This is a genomic window from Streptomyces sporangiiformans, assembly GCF_005768555.2.
GTDB lineage: Bacteria > Actinomycetota > Actinomycetes > Streptomycetales > Streptomycetaceae > Streptomyces > Streptomyces sporangiiformans.
The window spans coordinates 1-19,272 of sequence record NZ_VCHX02000338.1 but is presented as its reverse complement, the minus strand read 5'-3'; the positions used below and the strand labels follow the sequence as shown (position 1 = coordinate 19,272).

General features: G+C 71.2%; 21 protein-coding genes. 6 read left to right on the top strand and 15 right to left on the bottom strand.

From position 1 onward, the window contains the following. Positions 1–45: 45 nt before the first annotated feature. The gene (locus FGD71_RS42935) at positions 46–1,569 is read right to left on the bottom strand and encodes an anthranilate synthase component I (RefSeq protein WP_119106016.1); all 1,524 of its coding nucleotides are present in this window, start codon (positions 1,567–1,569) and stop codon (positions 46–48) included. Between the two features lie 11 nt (positions 1,570–1,580). After that, positions 1,581–1,973 carry a phosphoribosyl-AMP cyclohydrolase gene (hisI, locus tag FGD71_RS42930; protein ID WP_119106035.1) on the bottom strand — a complete coding sequence of 131 codons (393 nt, stop codon included), beginning with the start codon at positions 1,971–1,973 and terminating at the stop codon, positions 1,581–1,583. A 127-nt stretch (positions 1,974–2,100) separates the two neighbouring features. Between hisI and FGD71_RS42925 the strand changes: the two genes are divergently transcribed. Then, on the top strand, positions 2,101–2,736 hold the full coding sequence (locus tag FGD71_RS42925) for a TIGR03085 family metal-binding protein (RefSeq protein WP_119106034.1): 636 nt from the start codon (positions 2,101–2,103) through the stop codon (positions 2,734–2,736). A 111-nt stretch (positions 2,737–2,847) separates the two neighbouring features. Here the strand turns inward: FGD71_RS42925 and hisF are convergent, their stop codons facing one another. Genes hisF through hisD form a run of 8 tightly spaced genes read right to left on the bottom strand, consistent with a single transcriptional unit; the run spans position 2,848 to position 8,601 of the window. Next, a complete protein-coding gene (gene hisF / locus FGD71_RS42920; RefSeq protein WP_119106015.1) occupies positions 2,848–3,603 on the bottom strand; it encodes an imidazole glycerol phosphate synthase subunit HisF in 756 nt (251 codons plus the stop codon). After that, positions 3,600–4,004 (bottom strand): RidA family protein, encoded by a 405-nt coding sequence (locus tag FGD71_RS42915; protein WP_119106014.1) that lies wholly within the window; start codon positions 4,002–4,004, stop codon positions 3,600–3,602. Before FGD71_RS42915 ends, hisF begins: the two co-directional genes overlap by 4 nt. Before the next feature lie 25 nt (positions 4,005–4,029). Beyond that, complete coding sequence (gene priA / locus FGD71_RS42910) at positions 4,030–4,755, bottom strand: bifunctional 1-(5-phosphoribosyl)-5-((5-phosphoribosylamino)methylideneamino)imidazole-4-carboxamide isomerase/phosphoribosylanthranilate isomerase PriA (RefSeq protein ID WP_119106013.1); 726 nt, start codon at positions 4,753–4,755, stop codon at positions 4,030–4,032. Then, positions 4,755–5,405 carry an imidazole glycerol phosphate synthase subunit HisH gene (gene hisH / locus FGD71_RS42905; protein WP_119106012.1) on the bottom strand — a complete coding sequence of 217 codons (651 nt, stop codon included), beginning with the start codon at positions 5,403–5,405 and terminating at the stop codon, positions 4,755–4,757. The genes priA and hisH overlap by 1 nt, the downstream gene beginning before the upstream one ends. Further along, positions 5,396–5,560: a hypothetical protein gene (locus tag FGD71_RS47780; protein ID WP_162931383.1), complete on the bottom strand. Its 165-nt coding sequence runs from the start codon at positions 5,558–5,560 to the stop codon at positions 5,396–5,398. The genes hisH and FGD71_RS47780 overlap by 10 nt, the downstream gene beginning before the upstream one ends. Before the next feature lie 4 nt (positions 5,561–5,564). Further along, a complete protein-coding gene (gene hisB / locus FGD71_RS42900) occupies positions 5,565–6,158 on the bottom strand; it encodes an imidazoleglycerol-phosphate dehydratase HisB (protein WP_119106011.1) in 594 nt (197 codons plus the stop codon). Next, positions 6,155–7,282, bottom strand: a complete 1,128-nt coding sequence (locus FGD71_RS42895) for a histidinol-phosphate transaminase (protein WP_240437047.1) — start codon at positions 7,280–7,282, stop codon at positions 6,155–6,157. Before FGD71_RS42895 ends, hisB begins: the two co-directional genes overlap by 4 nt. Further along, positions 7,279–8,601, bottom strand: a complete 1,323-nt coding sequence (hisD, locus tag FGD71_RS42890; protein ID WP_119106010.1) for a histidinol dehydrogenase — start codon at positions 8,599–8,601, stop codon at positions 7,279–7,281. The genes FGD71_RS42895 and hisD overlap by 4 nt, the downstream gene beginning before the upstream one ends. A 584-nt stretch (positions 8,602–9,185) precedes the next feature. Between hisD and FGD71_RS42885 the strand changes: the two genes are divergently transcribed. The 4 genes from FGD71_RS42885 to ybaK all read left to right on the top strand — a co-directional run bounded on the left by FGD71_RS42885 (position 9,186) and on the right by ybaK (position 13,303). Beyond that, positions 9,186–10,778 carry an oxidoreductase gene (locus FGD71_RS42885; protein WP_119106009.1) on the top strand — a complete coding sequence of 531 codons (1,593 nt, stop codon included), beginning with the start codon at positions 9,186–9,188 and terminating at the stop codon, positions 10,776–10,778. 133 nt (positions 10,779–10,911) lie between these two features. Next, the gene (locus tag FGD71_RS42880; protein WP_420878400.1) at positions 10,912–11,976 is read left to right on the top strand and encodes a hypothetical protein; all 1,065 of its coding nucleotides are present in this window, start codon (positions 10,912–10,914) and stop codon (positions 11,974–11,976) included. 34 nt (positions 11,977–12,010) lie between these two features. Further along, positions 12,011–12,751 (top strand): LON peptidase substrate-binding domain-containing protein, encoded by a 741-nt coding sequence (locus tag FGD71_RS42875; protein WP_119106008.1) that lies wholly within the window; start codon positions 12,011–12,013, stop codon positions 12,749–12,751. A gap of 48 nt (positions 12,752–12,799) precedes the next feature. Further along, on the top strand, positions 12,800–13,303 hold the full coding sequence (gene ybaK, locus FGD71_RS42870; protein WP_119106032.1) for a Cys-tRNA(Pro) deacylase: 504 nt from the start codon (positions 12,800–12,802) through the stop codon (positions 13,301–13,303). Between the two features lie 1,120 nt (positions 13,304–14,423). Here the strand turns inward: ybaK and FGD71_RS42865 are convergent. The 4 genes from FGD71_RS42865 to FGD71_RS42850 all read right to left on the bottom strand — a co-directional run bounded on the left by FGD71_RS42865 (position 14,424) and on the right by FGD71_RS42850 (position 18,446). After that, the gene (locus FGD71_RS42865; protein WP_119106007.1) at positions 14,424–15,125 is read right to left on the bottom strand and encodes an AAA family ATPase; all 702 of its coding nucleotides are present in this window, start codon (positions 15,123–15,125) and stop codon (positions 14,424–14,426) included. 34 nt (positions 15,126–15,159) lie between these two features. After that, the gene (locus tag FGD71_RS42860) at positions 15,160–15,984 is read right to left on the bottom strand and encodes an ABC transporter permease (protein ID WP_119106006.1); all 825 of its coding nucleotides are present in this window, start codon (positions 15,982–15,984) and stop codon (positions 15,160–15,162) included. 80 nt (positions 15,985–16,064) lie between these two features. Continuing rightward, positions 16,065–17,096 carry an ABC transporter ATP-binding protein gene (locus FGD71_RS42855; RefSeq protein ID WP_181359390.1) on the bottom strand — a complete coding sequence of 344 codons (1,032 nt, stop codon included), beginning with the start codon at positions 17,094–17,096 and terminating at the stop codon, positions 16,065–16,067. 120 nt (positions 17,097–17,216) lie between these two features. Further along, a complete protein-coding gene (locus FGD71_RS42850) occupies positions 17,217–18,446 on the bottom strand; it encodes an NYN domain-containing protein (RefSeq protein ID WP_119106031.1) in 1,230 nt (409 codons plus the stop codon). 225 nt (positions 18,447–18,671) lie between these two features. Here FGD71_RS42850 and FGD71_RS42845 point away from each other — a divergent pair, with 225 nt between their 5' ends. Then, positions 18,672–18,851 (top strand): hypothetical protein, encoded by a 180-nt coding sequence (locus FGD71_RS42845; RefSeq protein WP_119106004.1) that lies wholly within the window; start codon positions 18,672–18,674, stop codon positions 18,849–18,851. 85 nt (positions 18,852–18,936) lie between these two features. Here FGD71_RS42845 and FGD71_RS42840 read toward each other — a convergent pair. Further along, on the bottom strand, positions 18,937–19,272 hold a 336-nt coding region (locus FGD71_RS42840; protein ID WP_140936066.1), incomplete at its 5' end, for a hypothetical protein.

Below are 19,272 nucleotides of genomic sequence, written 5' to 3'. Positions count from 1 at the left end.
GGGGTTCACGTGAGACGCGTCCCACCGACGGGCGTGCCGACCGGCCTACTGACCGGCGTCCTGACCGGCCGGCCGGCCGAGCCGGTTCGCCGTGTGTACGGCGCGCAGTACGGCGGCGGCCTTGTTGCGGCACTCGGTGTCCTCGGCCACCGGGTCCGAGTCGGCGACGACCCCGGCGCCGGCCTGCACGTATGCCGTGCCGTCCCGCAGCAGCGCCGTACGGATGGCGATGGCGGTGTCGGAGTCGCCCGCGAAGTCGAGGTAGCCGACGCAGCCGCCGTACACGCCGCGGCGCGCGGGCTCCAGTTCGTCGATGATCTGCATCGCGCGGGGCTTGGGGGCGCCGGAGAGAGTGCCCGCCGGGAAGCACGCGGTCAGGACGTCGAAGGCCGTACGTCCCTGAGTGACCCTGCCGGTCACCGTCGAGACGATGTGCATCACGTGCGAGTAGCGCTCGATGGACATGAAGTCGACGACCTCGACGGAGCCCGGTTCGCAGACCCGGCCGAGGTCGTTGCGTCCCAGGTCGACGAGCATGAGGTGCTCGGCGCGCTCCTTGGGGTCGGCGAGGAGTTCGTCGGCGAGGGCCTGGTCCTCGTTCGGGTTCGCGCCGCGCGGGCGCGTACCGGCGATGGGGTGCACCATCGCGTTCCCGTCCTCGACCTTGACGAGGGCCTCCGGGGAGGAGCCGACGATGTCGAAGTCGTCGAAGCGGAAGAGGTACATGTACGGCGACGGATTGGTGGCGCGCAGCACACGGTAGACGTCCAACGCGCTTGCCGTGCAAGGGGTTTCGAAGCGCTGGGAGGGCACGACCTGGAAGGCCTCGCCCGCGCGGATGCGCTCCTTGATGTCCTCGACGGCGTCCTGGTAGTCGGGGCCGCCCCACCGCGCGGTGTACTCGGGGAGTTCCGAGGGCGGGAGCGCGGCGGGCGGCTGCGAGACCGCGCGCGACAGGTCGGCCTCCATGGCGTCGAGGCGGGCGACGGCGTCCGCGTACGCCTCGTCGACGCCGGTGTCGAGGTCGTTGTGGTTGATCGCGTTGGCGATCAGCAGGACCGTGCCGTCCCAGTGGTCCAGGACCGCGAGGTCGCTGGTGAGCAGCATGGTCAGCTCGGGCAGTTGCAGGTCGTCGTGGTCGCCGGGGCCGATCTTCTCCAGGCGGCGCACGATGTCGTAGCCGAGGTAGCCGACCATGCCACCGGTGAACGGGGGCAGCCCGCTGTCGTGGACGAGGTCGTGCGGGGTGTGCAGCGTCTCGACGGTGGCGCGCAGCGCGGCGAGCGGGTCGCCGTCCACGGGGACGCCGACGGGGGGTGAGCCGAGCCAGTGCGCCTGCCCGTCGTGTGCGGTCAGGGTCGCGTGGCTGCGGACGCCCACGAACGAGTAGCGAGACCATGAAAGCGCGGCGCTGCCGTTCTCGGCGGACTCCAGCAGGAAGGTGCCGGGCCGCTCGGCGGCGAGCTTGCGGTAGAGCGCGACGGGCGTGTCGCCGTCCGCGAGGAGCTTGCGGCTGACGGGGATGACACGCCGGTCGTTGGCCAGCTTGCGGAACGTCTCGAGGTCCATGGCGGCTGACCCTACTGTCCGGTCGACAGTACGTCGGACTCGGCGTCCTCGAGGAGGACGTCGGCGTCGAAGCAGGTGCGGTCGCCCGTGTGGCAGGCGGCGCCCACCTGGTCGACCTTCACCAGGACGGTGTCGGCGTCGCAGTCGAGAGCGACGGACTTGACGTGCTGGACATGCCCGGAAGTGTCGCCTTTGACCCAGTACTCCTGACGGCTGCGCGACCAGTAGGTGCAGCGGCCCGTGGTGAGCGTGCGATGCAGTGCCTCGTCGTCCATCCAGCCCAGCATCAGCACCTCTCCGGTGTCGTACTGCTGGGCGATCGCGGGGAGGAGTCCGTCGGCGCTGCGCTTGAGGCGGGCGGCGATGGAGGGATCCAGGCTGCTGGACGGAGGCATGCTGCTCATGTGGGCCATTGTGCCGCGCCCGTGGGGCCGGTCCGAGGGACGTCCGCTGAATGAGCTGCCGATGACCCGCGGACTGATGACCGGAGACGGGTGGGCGGACCAGGGCCCCGGTCGTAGGCTGGCAGACATGTCGACCCATGCCAAGCGTGAACGACTTCTGCTGGCGGACCTCCTGGAGGCCGCGGGCCCCGATGCCCCCACGCTCTGTGAGGGCTGGAACACCCGCGATCTCGCGGCCCACGTGGTCACGCGCGAGCGCCGCACGGACGCCGCGGCCGGGATGCTGATCAAGCAGCTGGCGGCGCGCCTGGAGCGGGTGATGGCGGAGTTCGCCGAGAAGCCGTACGAGGAGCTGATCCAGCTGATCCGTACGGGGCCACCGCGCTTCTCGCCCTTCGCCCTGAAGCAGATCGACGAGGCGTCGAACGCCGCGGAGTTCTACATCCATGCCGAGGACGTGCGCCGCGCCCAGCCCGACTGGACACGCCGCGAGATCGACCCGGTCTTCGCCAACTTCCTGTGGTCGGGACTGGAGCGGACGGCCCGTCTCATGGGCCGCAAGGCACCGGTCGGCCTGGTGCTGCGTCGCCCGGACGGCCGCACCGTGGTCGCCAACCGGGGAACGCCGGTGGTGACGGTGACGGGCGAGCCCTCCGAGCTCCTGCTGTTCGCGTACGGCCGGCAGGACGTGGCCGACGTCGAGCAGGACGGCGAAAAGGACGCGATCGCCAAGCTGCACGAGACGAAGCAGCTGGGAATCTGACCGGTCTGGCGTCTCAGCCCGGCAGACCGGTGAGCGAACAGCGCTGAACCCGGCGAGCACCCGGCCCAGGCAGGAAGCGCCCGTATCGGCTCGGCTCGCCTGGGCGGAATGTCAGCGTATGGGGTGGCCCGCGTCTCGCAGGGTTTGCTTTACCTCGCCGATGCGCAGGTCGCCGAAGTGGAAGACGGAGGCGGCCAGGACGGCGTCCGCGCCCGCGGCGATGGCGGGTGGGAAGTCGGCGAGCCGGCCGGCGCCGCCGCTGGCGATCAGCGGGACGGTGACGTGCTTGCGTACGGCCTCGATCATCTCGATGTCGTAGCCGTCCTTCGTGCCGTCGGCGTCCATCGAGTTGAGCAGGATCTCGCCCGCGCCCAGTTCGGCCGCCTGGTGCGCCCACTCGATCGCGTCGATGCCGGTGCCCTTGCGGCCGCCGTGCGTCGTCACCTCGAAGCTCCCGGACTCGGTGCGCCGCGCGTCGACCGAGAGGACCAGGACCTGCCGTCCGAAGCGCTCCGCGATCTCGCGGATCAGCTCGGGGCGGGCGATGGCCGCGGTGTTGACCCCGACCTTGTCCGCCCCGGCCCGCAGCAGCTTGTCGACGTCCTCGGGGGTGCGCACGCCGCCGCCCACCGTCAGCGGGATGAAGACCTGCTCGGCGGTGCGGCGCACCACGTCGTACGTCGTCTCGCGGTTGCCCGACGACGCGGTGATGTCCAGGAACGTCAGTTCGTCGGCGCCTTCGGCGTCGTACACCTTGGCCATCTCGACGGGATCGCCCGCGTCGCGCAGGTTCTGGAAGTTGACGCCCTTGACGACCCGGCCGTTGTCGACGTCCAGGCAGGGGATGACTCGGACCGCCAGGGTCATGAATTCACGGCTCCTCTGAATGCTTCCAGTTCCACTTCGACCAGGATGCGCGGATCGACGAAGCCGTCCACTATCAGCAGGGTCGAGGCCGGGCGTACGGAGTCGAAGATCTCCTTGTGGGCCCGGCCCGCCTCGTCCACGTCCCGCGCGTGGGTGAGGTACATCCGCGTACGAACCACGGACTCGACGCCGAGTCCGAAGGTGCCGATCGCGTCCAGGGCGTTGGAGAAGGCCACGCGCGCCTGCTCGTAGGGGTCGCCCTCCCCGTACAGCACGTTTCCCTTGAAGGACGTCGTGCCCGCCACCAGAACGCGGTCGCCCGCCGCGACGGCGCGTGCGAAACCGAAGGACTCCTCCCAGGGGCTCCCGCTCTGCACACGCCGTACGGCTTCCGACGTCATGACACCGCACCCGTTTTCATGACCGTCACGACACAGCCTCCAGGGCCTCTTCCAGGGTGAACGCCTTCGCGTACAGCGCCTTCCCGACGATCGCGCCCTCCACGCCGAGCGGGACGAGTTCGGCGATGGCGCGCAGGTCGGCCAGCGAGGACACCCCGCCGGAGGCCACCACCGGGCGGTCCGTCGCCGCGCAGACGTTCTTCAGCAGCTCCAGGTTCGGGCCCTGCAGCGTGCCGTCCTTGGCGATGTCCGTGACGACATAGCGGGCGCAGCCCTCGGAGTTGAGACGCTCCAGCGTCTCGTAGAGGTCGCCGCCGTCGCGGGTCCAGCCGCGGCCGCGCAGCGTCGTGCCGCGTACGTCGAGGCCGACCGCGATCTTGTCGCCGTGCTCGGCGATGACCTTGGCGACCCACTCGGGCGTCTCCAGCGCGGCCGTGCCCAGGTTGACGCGGGTACAGCCGGTGGCGAGGGCGGCGGCGAGCGTGGCGTCGTCGCGGATGCCGCCGGACAGCTCGACCTTGATGTCCATCGCCTTCGCCACCTCGGCGATCAGCGCACGGTTGTCCCCGGTCCCGAACGCGGCGTCCAGGTCGACCAGGTGCAGCCACTCGGCACCCGCACCCTGCCAGGCGAGGGCGGCCTCCAGAGGAGAGCCGTACGAGGTCTCCGTACCGGACTCGCCGTGCACCAGCCGGACGGCCTGGCCGTCACGGACGTCCACGGCGGGAAGGAGTTCGAGCTTCGAAGCCATCACAGGGTTCCGATCCAGTTGTTCAGCAGCTGCGCTCCGGCGTCGCCGGACTTCTCGGGGTGGAACTGGGTCGCCCACAGAGCGCCGTTCTCGACGGCCGCCACGAAGGGCTTGCCGTGCGTCGACCACGTCACCAGGGGCTCCCGCATCGCCGGGTTGGCGACCTCCATGGACCAGTCATGGACGGCGTAGGAGTGGACGAAGTAGAAGCGGGCGTCCGCGTCGAGCCCCGCGAAGAGCTCCGAACCGGCCGGCGGCTCCACGGTGTTCCAGCCCATGTGCGGCACGATGTCGGCCTGCAGGGGCTCGACCGAGCCGGGCCACTCGTCGAGGCCCTGGGTCTCCACCCCGTGCTCGATGCCCCGCGCGAAGAGGATCTGCATGCCGACGCAGATGCCCATCACCGGTCGGCCGCCGGCCAGACGCCGGTCCACGATCCAGTCGCCGCGCGCCTCCTTCAGCCCGTGCATACAGGAGGCGAAGGCACCGACACCGGGCACCAGCAGCCCGTCCGCGTTCATGGCCTTGTCGAAGTCGCGGGTGATCTCGACGGCGGCACCCGCGCGCGCGAGAGCGCGTTCGGCGGACCGCACGTTCCCGAAGCCGTAGTCGAAGACGACCACGCGTTTGGAAGCAGTACTCAATTCCACACCTCCAGCCGGAGGACTCCCGCCACGAGACACATCGCGGCTCCGATGGAGAGCAGCACGACGAGGCTCTTCGGCATCTGCTGCTTGACGAAGGAGATGATGCCGCCGACCAGGAAGAGTCCGACGACGATCAGTATGGTGGACAGCCCGCTCATGGCTTTACAGCGCACCCTTCGTGGAGGGCAGGATGCCGGCGGCCCGCGGGTCACGCTCGGAGGCGTAACGCAGCGCCCGGGCCAGCGCCTTGAACTGGCACTCCACGATGTGGTGCGCGTTGCGCCCGTAGGGCACGTGCACGTGCAGCGCGATCTGCGCCTGCGCGACGAAGGACTCCAGGATGTGCCGGGTCATCGTCGTGTCGTACTCGCCGATCATCGGCGCCATGTTCTCGGGCTCGGTGTGCACGAGGTACGGGCGGCCGGAGAGGTCGACGGTCACCTGGGCGAGGGACTCGTCCAGCGGGACCGTGCAGTTGCCGAACCGGTAGATGCCCACCTTGTCGCCGAGGGCCTGCTTGAAGGCCGCGCCCAGCGCCAGCGCCGTGTCCTCGATGGTGTGGTGCGAGTCGATGTGCAGGTCGCCCTCGGTCTTCACGGTCAGGTCGAACAGACCGTGGCGGCCGAGTTGGTCGAGCATGTGGTCGTAGAAGCCGACGCCGGTCGACACATCGACCTTCCCGGACCCGTCGAGGTCGACCTCTACGAGGACCGAGGTCTCCTTGGTGGTGCGCTCAACACGGCCTACGCGGCTCATGCGCTCTGCTCCTGTTCTTGGTCTTTCTTCAGTTCGCGCACCGCATCGAGGAACGCGTCGTTCTCTTCGGGCGTACCGGCACTGACCCGCAGCCACCCCGGTACCCCGTTGTCCCGGACCAGGACACCCCGGTCGAGGATCTTCTGCCAGATCTCGTGGGCATCGGCGAACCGCCCGAACTGCACGAAGTTGGCGTCCGATTCGGTCACCTCGTAGCCGATCGCGCGCAGCTCGGCGACCAGCCGGTCCCGCTCGGCCTTCAGCTGCTCGACGTACTTCAGGAGGACGCCCGTATGTTCCAGGGCGGCCAGCGCGGTCGCCTGCGTGACGGCCGACAGGTGGTACGGAAGCCGTACGAGCTGGACGGCGTCCACGACCGCCGGGTGCGCGGCGAGATAGCCGAGGCGCAGCCCGGCCGCGCCGAACGCCTTCGACATGGTCCGCGAAACGACGAGATTCGGCCGACCTTCGAGCAGCGGCAGCAGTGAGTCGCCGTGGCTGAACTCGATGTACGCCTCGTCGACGACCACCATGGAGGGCTTGGCCGCCTGCGCGGCCTCGTACAGGGCGAGGACCGTCTCGGGCGGAACCGCGTTGCCCGTGGGGTTGTTGGGGGTCGTGATGAAGACGACGTCCGGCCGTTCCTCGGCGATCGCCTGCCGGGCGGTGGCGAGGTCGATCGTGAAGTCGTCGCGCCGCGGCCCGGAGATCCAGCCGGTGCCGGTGCCGCGCGCGATCAGGCCGTGCATCGAGTACGAGGGCTCGAAGCCGATCGCCGTGCGGCCGGGCCCGCCGAAGGTCTGCAGCAGCTGCTGGATGACCTCGTTGGAGCCGTTGGCCGCCCATACGTTCTCGACGCCGACCGCGTACTTGCCGGTCTTCGTCAGGTAGTTGGCCAGCTCGGTGCGCAGCTCCACCGCGTCCCGGTCGGGGTAGCGGTTGAGGTTCCGGGCGGCCTCGCGCACGCGCTCGGTGATCCGCTCGACGAGCGGTTCGGGCAGCGGGTACGGGTTCTCGTTGGTGTTCAGACGTACGGGGACGTCGAGCTGGGGCGCGCCGTAGGGGGACTTGCCGCGCAACTCGTCGCGTACGGGGAGGTCGTCGATGCCGATGCTGGAACTCACTTGCTCGGTACCTTCCAGTCGAACCGGGCCTTGATCGCGGCACCGTGGGCGGGGAGATCCTCGGCCTCGGCGAGCGTCACGACGTGGTGCGCCACCTCCGCCAGCGCGTCGCGCGAGTAGTCGACGATGTGGATCCCGCGCAGGAAGGACTGGACGCTGAGCCCCGAGGAGTGACAGGCACAGCCGCCGGTCGGCAGGACGTGGTTGGAGCCCGCCGCGTAGTCGCCCAGGGAGACGGGCGACCAGGGGCCGATGAAGATCGCGCCCGCGTTCGTCACGCGGTCGGCCACCGCCGCGGCGTCGGCCGTCTGGATCTCCAGGTGCTCGGCGCCGTACGCGTTCACGACCCGCAGGCCCGCGTCCACGCCGTCGACCAGGACGATCGCGGACTGCCTGCCCGCCAGGGCCGGGGCGATCCGGTCCTCGATGTGCTTGGTGGCCGCGACCTGCGGGGCCAGCTCCTTCTCGACCGCGTCGGCCAGCGCGACGGAGTCGGTGACGAGGACGGCGGCCGCGAGAGGGTCGTGCTCGGCCTGGCTGATCAGGTCGGCGGCGACGTGCACCGGGTCGGCGGTCTCGTCCGCGAGGACCGCGATCTCGGTGGGGCCGGCCTCGGCGTCGATGCCGATCTTGCCGGTGAAGTACCGCTTGGCGGCGGCGACCCAGATGTTGCCGGGGCCGGTGACCATGTTGGCGGAGGCGCAGGTCTCGGTGCCGTGCGCGAACATCGCGACGGCCTGGGCGCCTCCGGCGGCGTACACCTCGTCGATGCCGAGCAGCGCGCAGGCGGCGAGGATCGTGGGGTGCGGGATGCCCCCGAACTCCTTCTGCGGCGGTGACGCGAGTGCCATGGAGCCGACGCCGGCCTCCTGCGCGGGCACCGCGTTCATGATCACGGACGAGGGGTACACGGACAGCCCGCCGGGGGCGTACAGCCCGACCCGCTCCACCGGCACCCACTTCTCGGTGACCGTGCCGCCGGGCACGACCTGGGTGGTGTGCGTGGCGCGGCGCTGTTCGCGGTGGACGATGCGGGCGCGGCGGATCGACTCCTCCAGGGCGGCGCGCACGGCGGGGTCGAGCTCCTCCAGGGCCCGCGCGAGCGCCGCGGCGGGTACGCGCACCTGGTCCAGCCGAACTCCGTCGAACTTCTCCGCGTAGTCGATCAGCGCCGCGTCCCCCCGATGATGCACGGCCTCGCAGATCGGACGCACCTTCTCCAGGGCGGCCGAGACGTCGAAGTCGGCTCGGGGCAGCAGGTCACGCAGGGCCGAGCCCTCGGGGAGGGCATCGCCGCGCAGATCGATTCGGGAGATCACGTGGCCAATTCTCTCAGACGGCGATCGGGCGCCGGACGGTTGTATCAATCGCTGATACGGACCGCTGATCAGCGACCGACCCGCATGTCGGCGGACCTCCGCGGCGCCGTCGGCGGGCCGCCACCGGGTCGCGGCGACAGCCAGAGGGCCACCCGCACGCCCGCTTCGACCTGGCGGCGGCCAGGACTGCGAGCGGCCGGCGCCGCATGGAGGTGCAGGGCGGTGATCGCCGCACCTACGGGTGCGGCGGCGTGGGCGGCGGTCGGCTGTCCGGGCGCGGAGTCGCGACGGCGGCAGAGGTCGGCGCGGAGTACGGTGCGCGCGCGGCGCGGCGGCCCACACTCCCGACAGCCCGCCGCACTACGCCCCACCCCACCGGCCCACCCCACCGGCCAACAGCCCACCCCGCCGCTCCCACCCGCATCGCGGCCGCACGGAATCCTGGCCCATGGCTGGCCAGATCCGGATGGCTGACGGTGGCCCCGGAAGATCGGCTTCACCATTAGCGTTCGTGTCGTCACTCAGCGGGCATCACATGAACAGCTGTCCTAAACCCGCGAGTAGCTGAGGAGGAAGGAAAAGACGTGACCGAGGGCGCCGGCATCCGGGACGGGATCCGGGACGGGGAGCCGCCGGAGGATCTGACCGCCGCCGAGATGGGGATGTGGCAGGCGTTCCGCAACGGCAGCGTGTACGACCTGCGCGCCGGGGACATGGTCGTGGACGATCCGCACGGCGGCCATCCATGGGGTCCGGAGCGGAGCGTACGCGCGCGCGTCGTGTGCATGCTGCTGCTGAACGGGCCGCCCGCGCTCGACGGCCGCGTCTCCTCCCTGAAGCTGTCCGGCGTCCAGATCACCGACGTGCTGGATCTCGCGGGCGGCACGATCGAGCCGTACGTGGAGCTGAAGGGCTGCCGGTTCGAGAAGGAGATCCTGCTGCCGGAGGCCAGGTTCACGACCCTGCGCCTGGTCGACTGCTCGGTGCCACGCCTGGAGGCGGCCCGGCTGCACACCGAGGGCGATCTGCATCTGCCGCGCTGCCGCTTCCACAACGGCGTACGCCTCAGCGACGCGCACATCGGCACGGATCTGCTGCTCAACCAGGCCATGGTCTACCGGGACCGGCACGGCCGCTCCCTCACCGGCGACGGGATGACCGTCGGCCAGGACCTGCAGGCCGAGATGCTGGAGTCGGACGGCGAACTGAGCCTGCGCGGCGCCACGGTCGGCGTCTCGCTCAGCCTGCGCGGGAGCCAACTGAAGAACCCGTACGGCCGACTGGCGCTGAACGCCCCGCAGTTGACCGTCGAGCGCACGCTCTACATGACGCCCGCGGGCGTCGGCAATCCGCTGCAGACCAGCGGCAGGACTCCGGCGCGCGGCACACGGGTGCAGCGGTTCGAGTCCGAGGGCGGGATCCGGCTCGACGACGGGCGGTTCGGGGACGCGGTGGACTTCGACCAGGCCCGCTTCACACTCGCGAACGAGCAGGAGATCTCGCTGCGCCGCCTCCAGACACCCGAGCTGCGCTTCCTCGGGGAGCGGCCGCAGCACGGGCGGATCGTGCTGTCCGGTGCGCGGATCGTCACTCTGGTCGACAAGGCGGCGAGTTGGCCGGGCGCGGGCCAGTTCCGCATGGACGGCTTCCAGTACGAGAGCCTGGTGCCGCGCGGCCCGTTCCCGCTGACCCGGCGCCTGGAGTGGGTGGCCGCGGCGACACCGGAGTACAACCCGGAGCCGTACGAGCGCCTGGCGACCGTGCTGCGCAGCGGCGGCGAGGACGAGGACGCGCGCGAGGTGCTGCTCGCCAAACAGCGCCACCGTCGCGAGTTCCTGCCGCCCGCGGCCAGGTTCTGGGGGTACGTGCAGGACTGGACGGTCGCCTACGGATACCGGCCGGGCCGCGCCGCGGTCTGGATGGCGGTGCTGTGGGCGGCCAGCTCGGTGGCCTTCTCGCAGGCCGACCACCCCCCGGTGAAGCCCGGTGAGAGCCCCGAGTGGAACGCCTCCCTGTTCGCCCTCGACCTCCTCATCCCCGTCATCGACCTGGGCCAGGCCGGACGGTGGAGGCTCCAGGGCGGCTGGCAGTGGGCGTCGGCGGCCGTGATCCTGCTGGGCTGGATCCTGGCGACGACGGTGGCGGCGGGGGCGTCGCGACTGCTGCGCCGGGGTTGACGCCTCAACCACCCATGAACCGCTACCTTTTACCCAGACTTGACCATTCCCCACACAACCAACCGACGGTTACAAAAGCGTCACCGCTCACCTCTGGCACACGTCCGACCTGCGGCTTTCAATGGGCCTCACCATGGCACTGCTGCGCGCGTTCATCCGTACCGCCCGGATGGCACGGAACACCTCGCGCCTCGCCGCCGGTCTGCCCACCGACGACGAGGTGCTGCTCGACGCCCCGGACGAGCGGCTCGCGCCGGCGCTGGTCGCCGCGGGCCGGGGCGACTACGGCCTCGCGGCCAAATTACTCGCCGCCACCCGGGAGTCCGCGGAGTGGGAGAACCGCGACCGGTACGTGACGCGCCTCGCCGCCTTCGCGCGCTCCCGACCGGAGTGGTTCGAGCACTGGCGGTCCGCGTCCCCGCACGACCCGGACGCGCTTCTGGTCAAGGCCGAGCTCGAGGTGTGCCGGAGCTGGGAATCACCGGCCCGCGCCGAACTGCTGCGCCAGGTCGCGCCGTTGATCGCCACAGCCGCTGAGGGGGACCCGCGCGACCCGGTGCCGTGGCGCATCGCGCTGGACCACGCCCGGGGCACCAACGCGACGCACACCGAGTTCGAGCAGCTGTGGACCGAGGCCGTACGCCGCTCCCCGCACCACTACGGCTGCCATGTGGCCGCCCTGCAGTACCTGTCCGCCGCCTGGTACGGCTCGCACCACGAGTGCTTCGACTTCGCCGAAGAGGCCGCGCAGGACACGCTGCCCGGCTCCCTCATCCAGGCGCTGCCGGTCCGCGCGGCCTTCGCGTATCTGATCGGGGGCGGCGAGGGCGGGGTACCGCGGGGGCGCCTCGACGCGGCGGCCGACCTGGCGATCGCCGTGTCGGCGCAGTACGCGGCCGGCGACCCCTGGCCCGCGCAGGTCCGCAATCTGCTCACGTATGTGCTGATCAGACTCGAACGCTGGGAGGACGCGCTGGAACAGCTGCGCTGGATCGGTCCGCACGCCACCTCGTTCCCCTGGGACCGGATCTCGGACGACCCGCTCGGGCAGTTCCTGGAACTGCGCGACGGGATACGGCTCGAAGTGGCCGCGAGCATGCCCCTGGAGCTCTCGCGCCGGCCGTCGAAGCACCGGCCGGCGTCACCGCGGGAGCCACGGAGTGGGGGGTACCCGTATCCACGAAGTGAGCGCGGCTGACCCGCCCGCCCGGCGACCATTAGGCTTCTGCGTCGTGACCACCGTCCGGCTCCCGCTCTTTCCCCTGAACTCCGTCCTGTTCCCTGGCCTCGTGCTGCCTTTGAACATTTTCGAGGAGCGCTACCGCGCGATGATGCGCGAGTTGCTGAAGTCTCCCGAGGACGAGCCGCGCCGGTTCGCCGTCGTCGCCATCCGCGACGGTCACGAGGTCGCGCCGAGCGCACCCGGCATGCCGGACCAGACGGCCGTACCCGAGCGCGGGCCCGCGGCCGGCTTCGGCGACGACCCCGTGAAGGCCTTCCACGAGGTGGGCTGCATCGCGGACGCGGCGACCATCCGGGAGCGGGCCGACGGCAGCTTCGAGGTTCTGGCCACCGGGACGACCCGGGTACGGCTGCTCTCGGTCGACGCGTCCGGCGCGTTTCTGACGGCCGAGCTGGAGGAGCTGGAGGAGGATCCGGGCGACGAGGCGGGGGCGCTGGCCGAAGGGGTGCTGCGGGCGTTCCGGCAGTACCAGAAGCGGCTGGCCGGAGCCCGTGAGCGGTCCCTGTCGACCGGGACCGAGCTGCCGGACGAGCCGGCCGTCGTCTCGTACCTGGTCGCGGCCGCGGCGATGCTGGACGTCCCGGCGAAACAGAGCCTGCTCCAGGCACCGGACACGGCCTCGCGTCTGCGCGAGGAGCTGAAACTGCTGCGCACGGAGACCGCGATCATCCGTAATCTGCCGTCACTGCCCGCGGCGGACCTGACGCGCAGCCCGACAAGTCTGAACTGACGCGACGCACGACCGAGGTACGCAAGAAGGCTGATGGCGAAGAAGCTGATGGCGAAGAAGTCGAAGAAACAGCAGCAGCCGGGGGGCACGCCCGCGACGGTGGCACTCACCGCGGCCGGGGTCCCGTACACGGTCCACGCCTACGAGCACGACCCCTCTCACCCGTCGTACGGGGAGGAGGCGGCCGAGGCGACGGGTGTGTCACCCGACCGGGTCTTCAAGACCCTGGTCGCGGACGTCGACGGCGAACTCACGGTGGCCGTCGTCCCCGTGGCCGGTTCACTCGACCTGAAGGCCCTGGCGGCAGCGGTGGGCGGCAAGCGCGCCGCGATGGCCGACCCGGCGGCCGCGGAACGCACGACGGGGTACGTCCGCGGCGGCATCTCCCCCCTCGGCCAGCGCAAGAAACTGCGCACGGTACTCGACTCCTCCGCCTCGACGCACACCACGATCTGCGTCTCGGCGGGCCGCCGCGGCCTCGAAGTAGAACTGTCCCCCAACGACCTGACCAAGCTCACCGAGGCGGTATCGGCCCCCATCGCCCGCCCATGACTCCGACTCTCGCCCCCTCAGCCATTTGAGGAGCGGGCCCCGGGGGCAAGGCCCCGGACGGACGGAGCCCGGGGCAGCAACCCCCAGACGGGCCCTGAGACAGGAACCCCGGACCGGGACCTGAGGCAACGCCCCGGGCAGGGCCTGGGCCAGCGCCCCCGAACAGGGACCTGGGGCAGAACCCCGGACAGGGCCTGGGCCAGCCCTCCGACGGGGCGGGCCAGAACCCCCGAACAGGGACCTGGGCAAGAACCCCCAGACGGAGCCTGGGCCGGCGCCCCCGGAACGGGACCTGAGGCAGCACCCCGGACAGGGCCTGGGCCAGAGCCCCCGACGGGGCGGGCCAGTACCCCCAGACGGAGCCTGGGCCAGCGCCCCCGGAACGCGATCTGAGGCAACACCCCGGACAGGGCCTGGGTCGCCACGCCGTACTCCAGGTCCAGATCGGCGGAACGGCCCGGCACGCCCAGGCGCCCCCGGGCGGCAGAAGAAGGCTGCGATGAGCGAATCCGACAGGTCTCCGACGGACATCGGCCGGGCGGACACCCGCCCGCCGGGGGACCCAACCGCGATCGCCCCCCGACGGAGCCTGGGACAGCACCCCCCCCGGACGGGACGGGACCCGAGACAGCACCCCGGAGAGGGGCCTGCGGCAACCCCCGGGAATGAGACCCGAGACAGCACCCCGGACAGGCCCGAATCAGCACCCCCGAAGGTGACCGAGACGGAGCCCCCGGACGGGGCCTGCGGCAGCACCTCCGGACGGAGCATGGGACGGCATCCCCAGAGACAGGGCCTGAAGCAAACGCCCAAGGCAGGGCCTGGGCCAGCCCCCCAGAACAGGGCTTGGGCCAGACCTGACGGACATGAGGCAGCACGCCGGACAGGACCCGGGCGAGACCCCCTGACGGAGCCTGGCGCAACACCTCGGACAGGACCTGGGCCAGACCCCCGACGGAGCCTGAGGCACCCCCCCGGACGAGGGCCTGGGGCGGTGCCCCAGGGCGAGGCCTGGGGCACAGCCCCAAGGCGGGGTCTGGGGCGGAGCCCCAGGGGATGGGAATGGGTAGGGGCGGCGGGGGCGAAATCCCCTGTGGCCCACCCCGCGCGGGCTTCCGCCCTACGCCGGAGGCCCGTCGTACAGGTTCTGCTGATACGGATCAGGATCCCGCGGCCCGAACAACGCCGTCAGCCCGAGATGCACCAGCAGCGCCGCAACGGACCAGGCCAGCAACGCCCCCTTGGCCCCGAGCTCCAGCGGCGCGGCGAACGTGACGCCCTTGCCCACTTCCTTGGCGTGTGCCGCCACATCCTGCGTGGGCCCGAGCCAGATCCCGAGCCGCCAGGCGACCAGTGAGCCCAGCACACCGCCGAGCGTGAGCGCGACAACGACAGGGACGCCTCCACGCCGCCGCATCAAGAACACGATCAGCGCGCTGACCAGGCCGAACCCGAGCGCGAGCAGGGTGAACGTCCCGTCCACCCCGATGGCCTGCTCCCCCTCCGTGTCCTTGAGAAAGACCACGGAGCCGTCCGAGACCAGCGGCACCTCAGGAGCCAGCCACCACCACAGGACGCCGAGCAGCAGCCCTGTGATCGTCATCGCGATCGTGATGACGGCGGCCTCCCGCACTTCGGTCTTCATCCCGGGGCCGTCCTCCTGCTGATATCCGACGGGTCCGACGGGCCCGCCCACACCGGCGACGGGCGACGCCTGCCAGGCGTGATGCCCCGACTGCTGGTGCGCGGACTGCGCGTGCCCAGGCTGCTGGTGCGGAGACTGGTCGTGCGGCGGTGGAGGCGGAGTCAGCGGTGCGGTCACCCTCACATCGTGCCAGGCTCTCCCGGCAATCGCGTCACCGGACGGCAGCCCGGCGATACGCCCACGTCGCGACGGCCAGCGAGGCGACCCCGACGCCCGCACACACGGCGAGGTCGAGCACGACGACACCCCAGTCGGGGCTCGCCCCGAAGGTCAGCCCGAAGGCTTCGACGCCGTACGTGGACGGCAGCAGGTCACGCGCGTACTGGAGGATCGTCGGCAGCCGGTCCGGCGGCAGCACCCCGAGCAGCAACGCCGCCGACATGCCCAACTGCCCCAGCAATGTGGCGAGTTCGGGCCGAGGCGCGAGCAGCCCGAGGGCCGCGCCGAGCCCCGCGAGCGCCGCACCCGCGACCGGGATCACCGCGGCGAGGATCCACAGATGTGCCAGCGGGAGCTGGAAGAGCACACAGCCGACCACGGCGGTGACCAGGGTCCCGGGCACGGTGAAGGAGGCGTACGCCGCAGCCGCCCCCAGCACGACGGCGGCCGGCGGCACCGGCAGCGTGGCGTAGTGGTCGAGCCCCCCGTTGGCGCGCAGCTCCCCGAAGTACTGGGCGAGCAGGTTCAGCGCGACGAACGCGACGACGAGCACGGATGAGCCGGCGACCACAGCCCGCGCCTCTCCCCCGCCGTCCACCACCCCGCGCATCAGGACCATGATCCCGATGGACTGGAAGGTGGCCACGAACAGCAGCGGGATCCGCGCGACCCGGGCCCGGGACAGCTGCGCCCGGTAGACGGCGGCCAGCGCCGGCCACAGCCGCGCACGCGGTCCGAGCACGGCGGCTCCTTCCGCGGCGGCGTCCTCGACGGCGAGGGCGCGGCCCGGCAGGACCTCGGCGGGTACGACACTCACGTCGAGCGGCTCCTGTTCGCTTCTGCTGTCGTCCTGTTCCGTACGGCCACGAAGGCCCGAACACTCACGCCTTCACCCACTCAGGCCTTCACCAGCCCTCGTACGTTGCCGGCGCTCCCGCCCAGCGCCAGGTACACGTCTTCGAGGCTCGGCGTGGCGAGTGTGAAGTCGTCCAGGGCCGAGAAGGCGGCGCCGCCGGTGACGGCGGCGACGGCCGCGCGGGCCTCCTCCGGGGCGAGGCGCAGTACCCAGCGGCGCCCGGACTCGACGGCGCGGTCGCGCAGGGCGGCGACCTCGGGGATGTCCAGGGGTGCGTGCTCGCGCCAGACGAGCTCGACCCGCACCTCGCCCGCGACCTTCTCCTTCAGCCCGGCCGGGGTGTCGCAGGCGATGACGCGGCCCTGGTCGAGCACGGCGACGCGGTCGAGGACCGTCTCCGCCTCGATGACGTTGTGGGTGACCAGGAGGACCGTCGTACCGCGCTCGGCCCGCCGCCGGTCGACCGCGCCCCAGACGGCCCGGCGGGCGACCGGGTCCATGCCCGTGGTCGGCTCGTCGAGGACGAGCAGCGGCCGTTCCCCCACGAGCGTCGCCGCGAAGCAGGCGAGCCTGCGCTGTCCGCCGGACAGCTTCCTCAGCGGGCGTGAGGCGAGCGAGGTGAGCCCCAGCTCTTCGAGCACCGCGTCCCGCTCGGCCCGCGCGCTGCGCACATCGAGCCCGCGCAGCCGACCGGTGGTCTCCGTGGCGAGCGAGACGGTCAGCTCGTCGAGCGCGGTGGACTCCTGCCCGAGGTACGCGAGAATCCGCGCCGCCCGCTCGGGATGGCGCACGATGTCGTGCCCGAGGATCTCGACGCTGCCGCGGTCGGGGCGCATCAGGCCGGTCAGCTGCCGTACGAGGGTGGACTTCCCGGCGCCGTTCGGCCCCAGCAGCCCGAAGACCTCTCCGCGCTGGATGTCGAGCCGCACGCCGTGCGTGGCCCGCACCTCGGGTGTCCCGGGCGCCCCGCGCCGCCCGCGCACGGCCGGATAGGTCTTGGTCAGATCCCGCACCGCGCACACGACATCCCCACCGTGCCCGTTGCGGGCTGCCTGTGCGGTGCGCGTACTCACGAGGAACGAGACTACGGGGTCCCCGACGGGGAACCACGCTCGGGGCGGAACAGAGGTGCATATCCGTGGAAACGGCGAGTAACCACAGAACGTGTGTCCGGACGTGCCGCCAGGACGAATTCACTCACCCGCGGGAGCGTGCTCGGCGGCGGTCCGTACATCGATCTCCCGCCAGAACCCGGCCCGGATCGCATACCGATCGTGCTCGTCGATCTGGTCGTCCTTGTGCGCGAGGAGCCCGAACCGGGCCGCGTACCGCAGCAGCTCGCCGTCGATCCGGTGCGGCACCCGCGGATACATCGTCGAGAGCTTCTGCAGGTGGGCCTGGTCCGACAGCCGCCCCATCCACCGCCGTGCGAACACCTGTCCGACCTCGTACGGGTCGCCGCCCACCGTCGTGATGTCCTCCTCACGGTCGGCCCACCGCTGCTCGGCCGTCGTGAGCTGCGCGAGCGTGGGCAGGGACGCGGCGTCCGCGGTCTCCCCGGCGACCCCGGGCCGGTCCACCCACCCCTTGTCGGACGACCAGCGCAACGTCGCGTTGGCGGGGTGCTGAGCGGGGTGCTGAGCTGCCTGCGTGCCGGGCCCGCGCAGCGCCGCCAGGTCCTTCGGCGTCGGCACCCCCTTCGCGGCCGGCACCCGCTCCTCCGTACCGTTCCCGCTCACCGCCGCCTGTGTGTGCTCCGGTTCCCGCGCGTTCCGTTCGCCCCTGGAGGGCATCGCGGACTCGGGCAGCGGCGCGGAGAGGATCGCGGCGATCTCGGGCCGCGGCGCGGGCGGCGGGGCGCAGGTCCCGCCGAGATCCTTGGCGTGGACGGCCTTGGTGATCCAGGCCCGGTCCAGCACGCGGCGTTCGTCGGCCTCCGCGACCAGGTCCTCGGACTGGTTGTAGTCGCCGTCGGCGGCCTGCACGGCCCACAGATGTACGGCGACGCCGTGCTCCTTGGCGGCCATCATGCCCGGCAGAAGATCACCGTCACCGGTCACCAGCACCACGTCGGAGCAGGCACGGTTGCGTGCCAGCTCGGTGAGCTCGGCGTGCATGGCGGCGTCCACACCCTTCTGCGCCCACCGTCCGTCACTGCGGGTCAGCGCGCCCAGGCGTACGGTCACCCGCGGCATCACGCGCAGCCTGCGGTGCTCGGGCTGCGGCACACGGTCGGGGGCGCCGTCGAACCAGTAGATGCGCAACAGGGGCCGCTCCGTGTCGGACTCTGCGCGCTCGCGCAGTCCCTGGATCAGGGCCGCGTGATCGACGGTGATCCGGGACCTCGAAGGCTCCCCGGCAAGGAGACTGGCGGCAGCCCCGAGCAGATACCCGGCGTCCACCAGGACGATGCAGCGGTCCACGCGATCCACCCTCTTTCCCGGGAAGTTTGCTTCGGGCTTCCTTCGAGTCTGCCCGACGGCGCGGAGGTTAACGGCCGGAACTCGATCTTCGGCGTGGCGTATCGGAGGTTCGCTCTCCGACGAGCCTTATTACGCACGGTAATTCTCCGAAATGCGTGCTCTATATGCATATGTGAGTCTGGTCCCGGCCCTGACCCCCAGGTAACCCACAGGAGGCAGATCACCATGGCCAAGAACAAGAACCGCAAGCAGAGCGCCCGCCAGAACCCCGCCTCGCAGCCCGACCAGGCGCAGGAGCAGTCACGCAGCGCATCGCCCGAGGCTCAACAGGCGATACAGGCCCTGACTCAGGACGGCCCCACTGATACCGCCCGCAAGCGCCAGAAACGCTTCGGCCACAACTGAAGCCAGGGCAGCGGACGGTAGGCCCAGGCACACCAAGAGGGGCGCATCCGCCATGGATGCGCCCCTCGTGTGGTCGACCGCCGATTCAGCCCGCGAGGCAGGACGGCCCGAGCAGCACCTTCAGATCACCGTAGAGGGAGGCGTCCGGCTTCACCCGGTGCCGGTCGAGCCGCAACACCGTGGTCTTGCGCGGGCCCTGCAACTTGATGCGCACCTCGCTCTCGCCCTTGTGGTGGCTGAGGATCTCACCGAGCCGGCTGACCATGGGCGGCGTGACCTTCAGCGCCGGAATCGTCAGGATCACGGGCGCGTTGGTGCCCGCGTTCGACAGATCCGGGACCTGGAGTTCCATGGCGACCAGGCGGGGGACGTCTTCGCGTTTGTCGAGGCGGCCCTTGACGAACACGACGGCGTCCTCGAC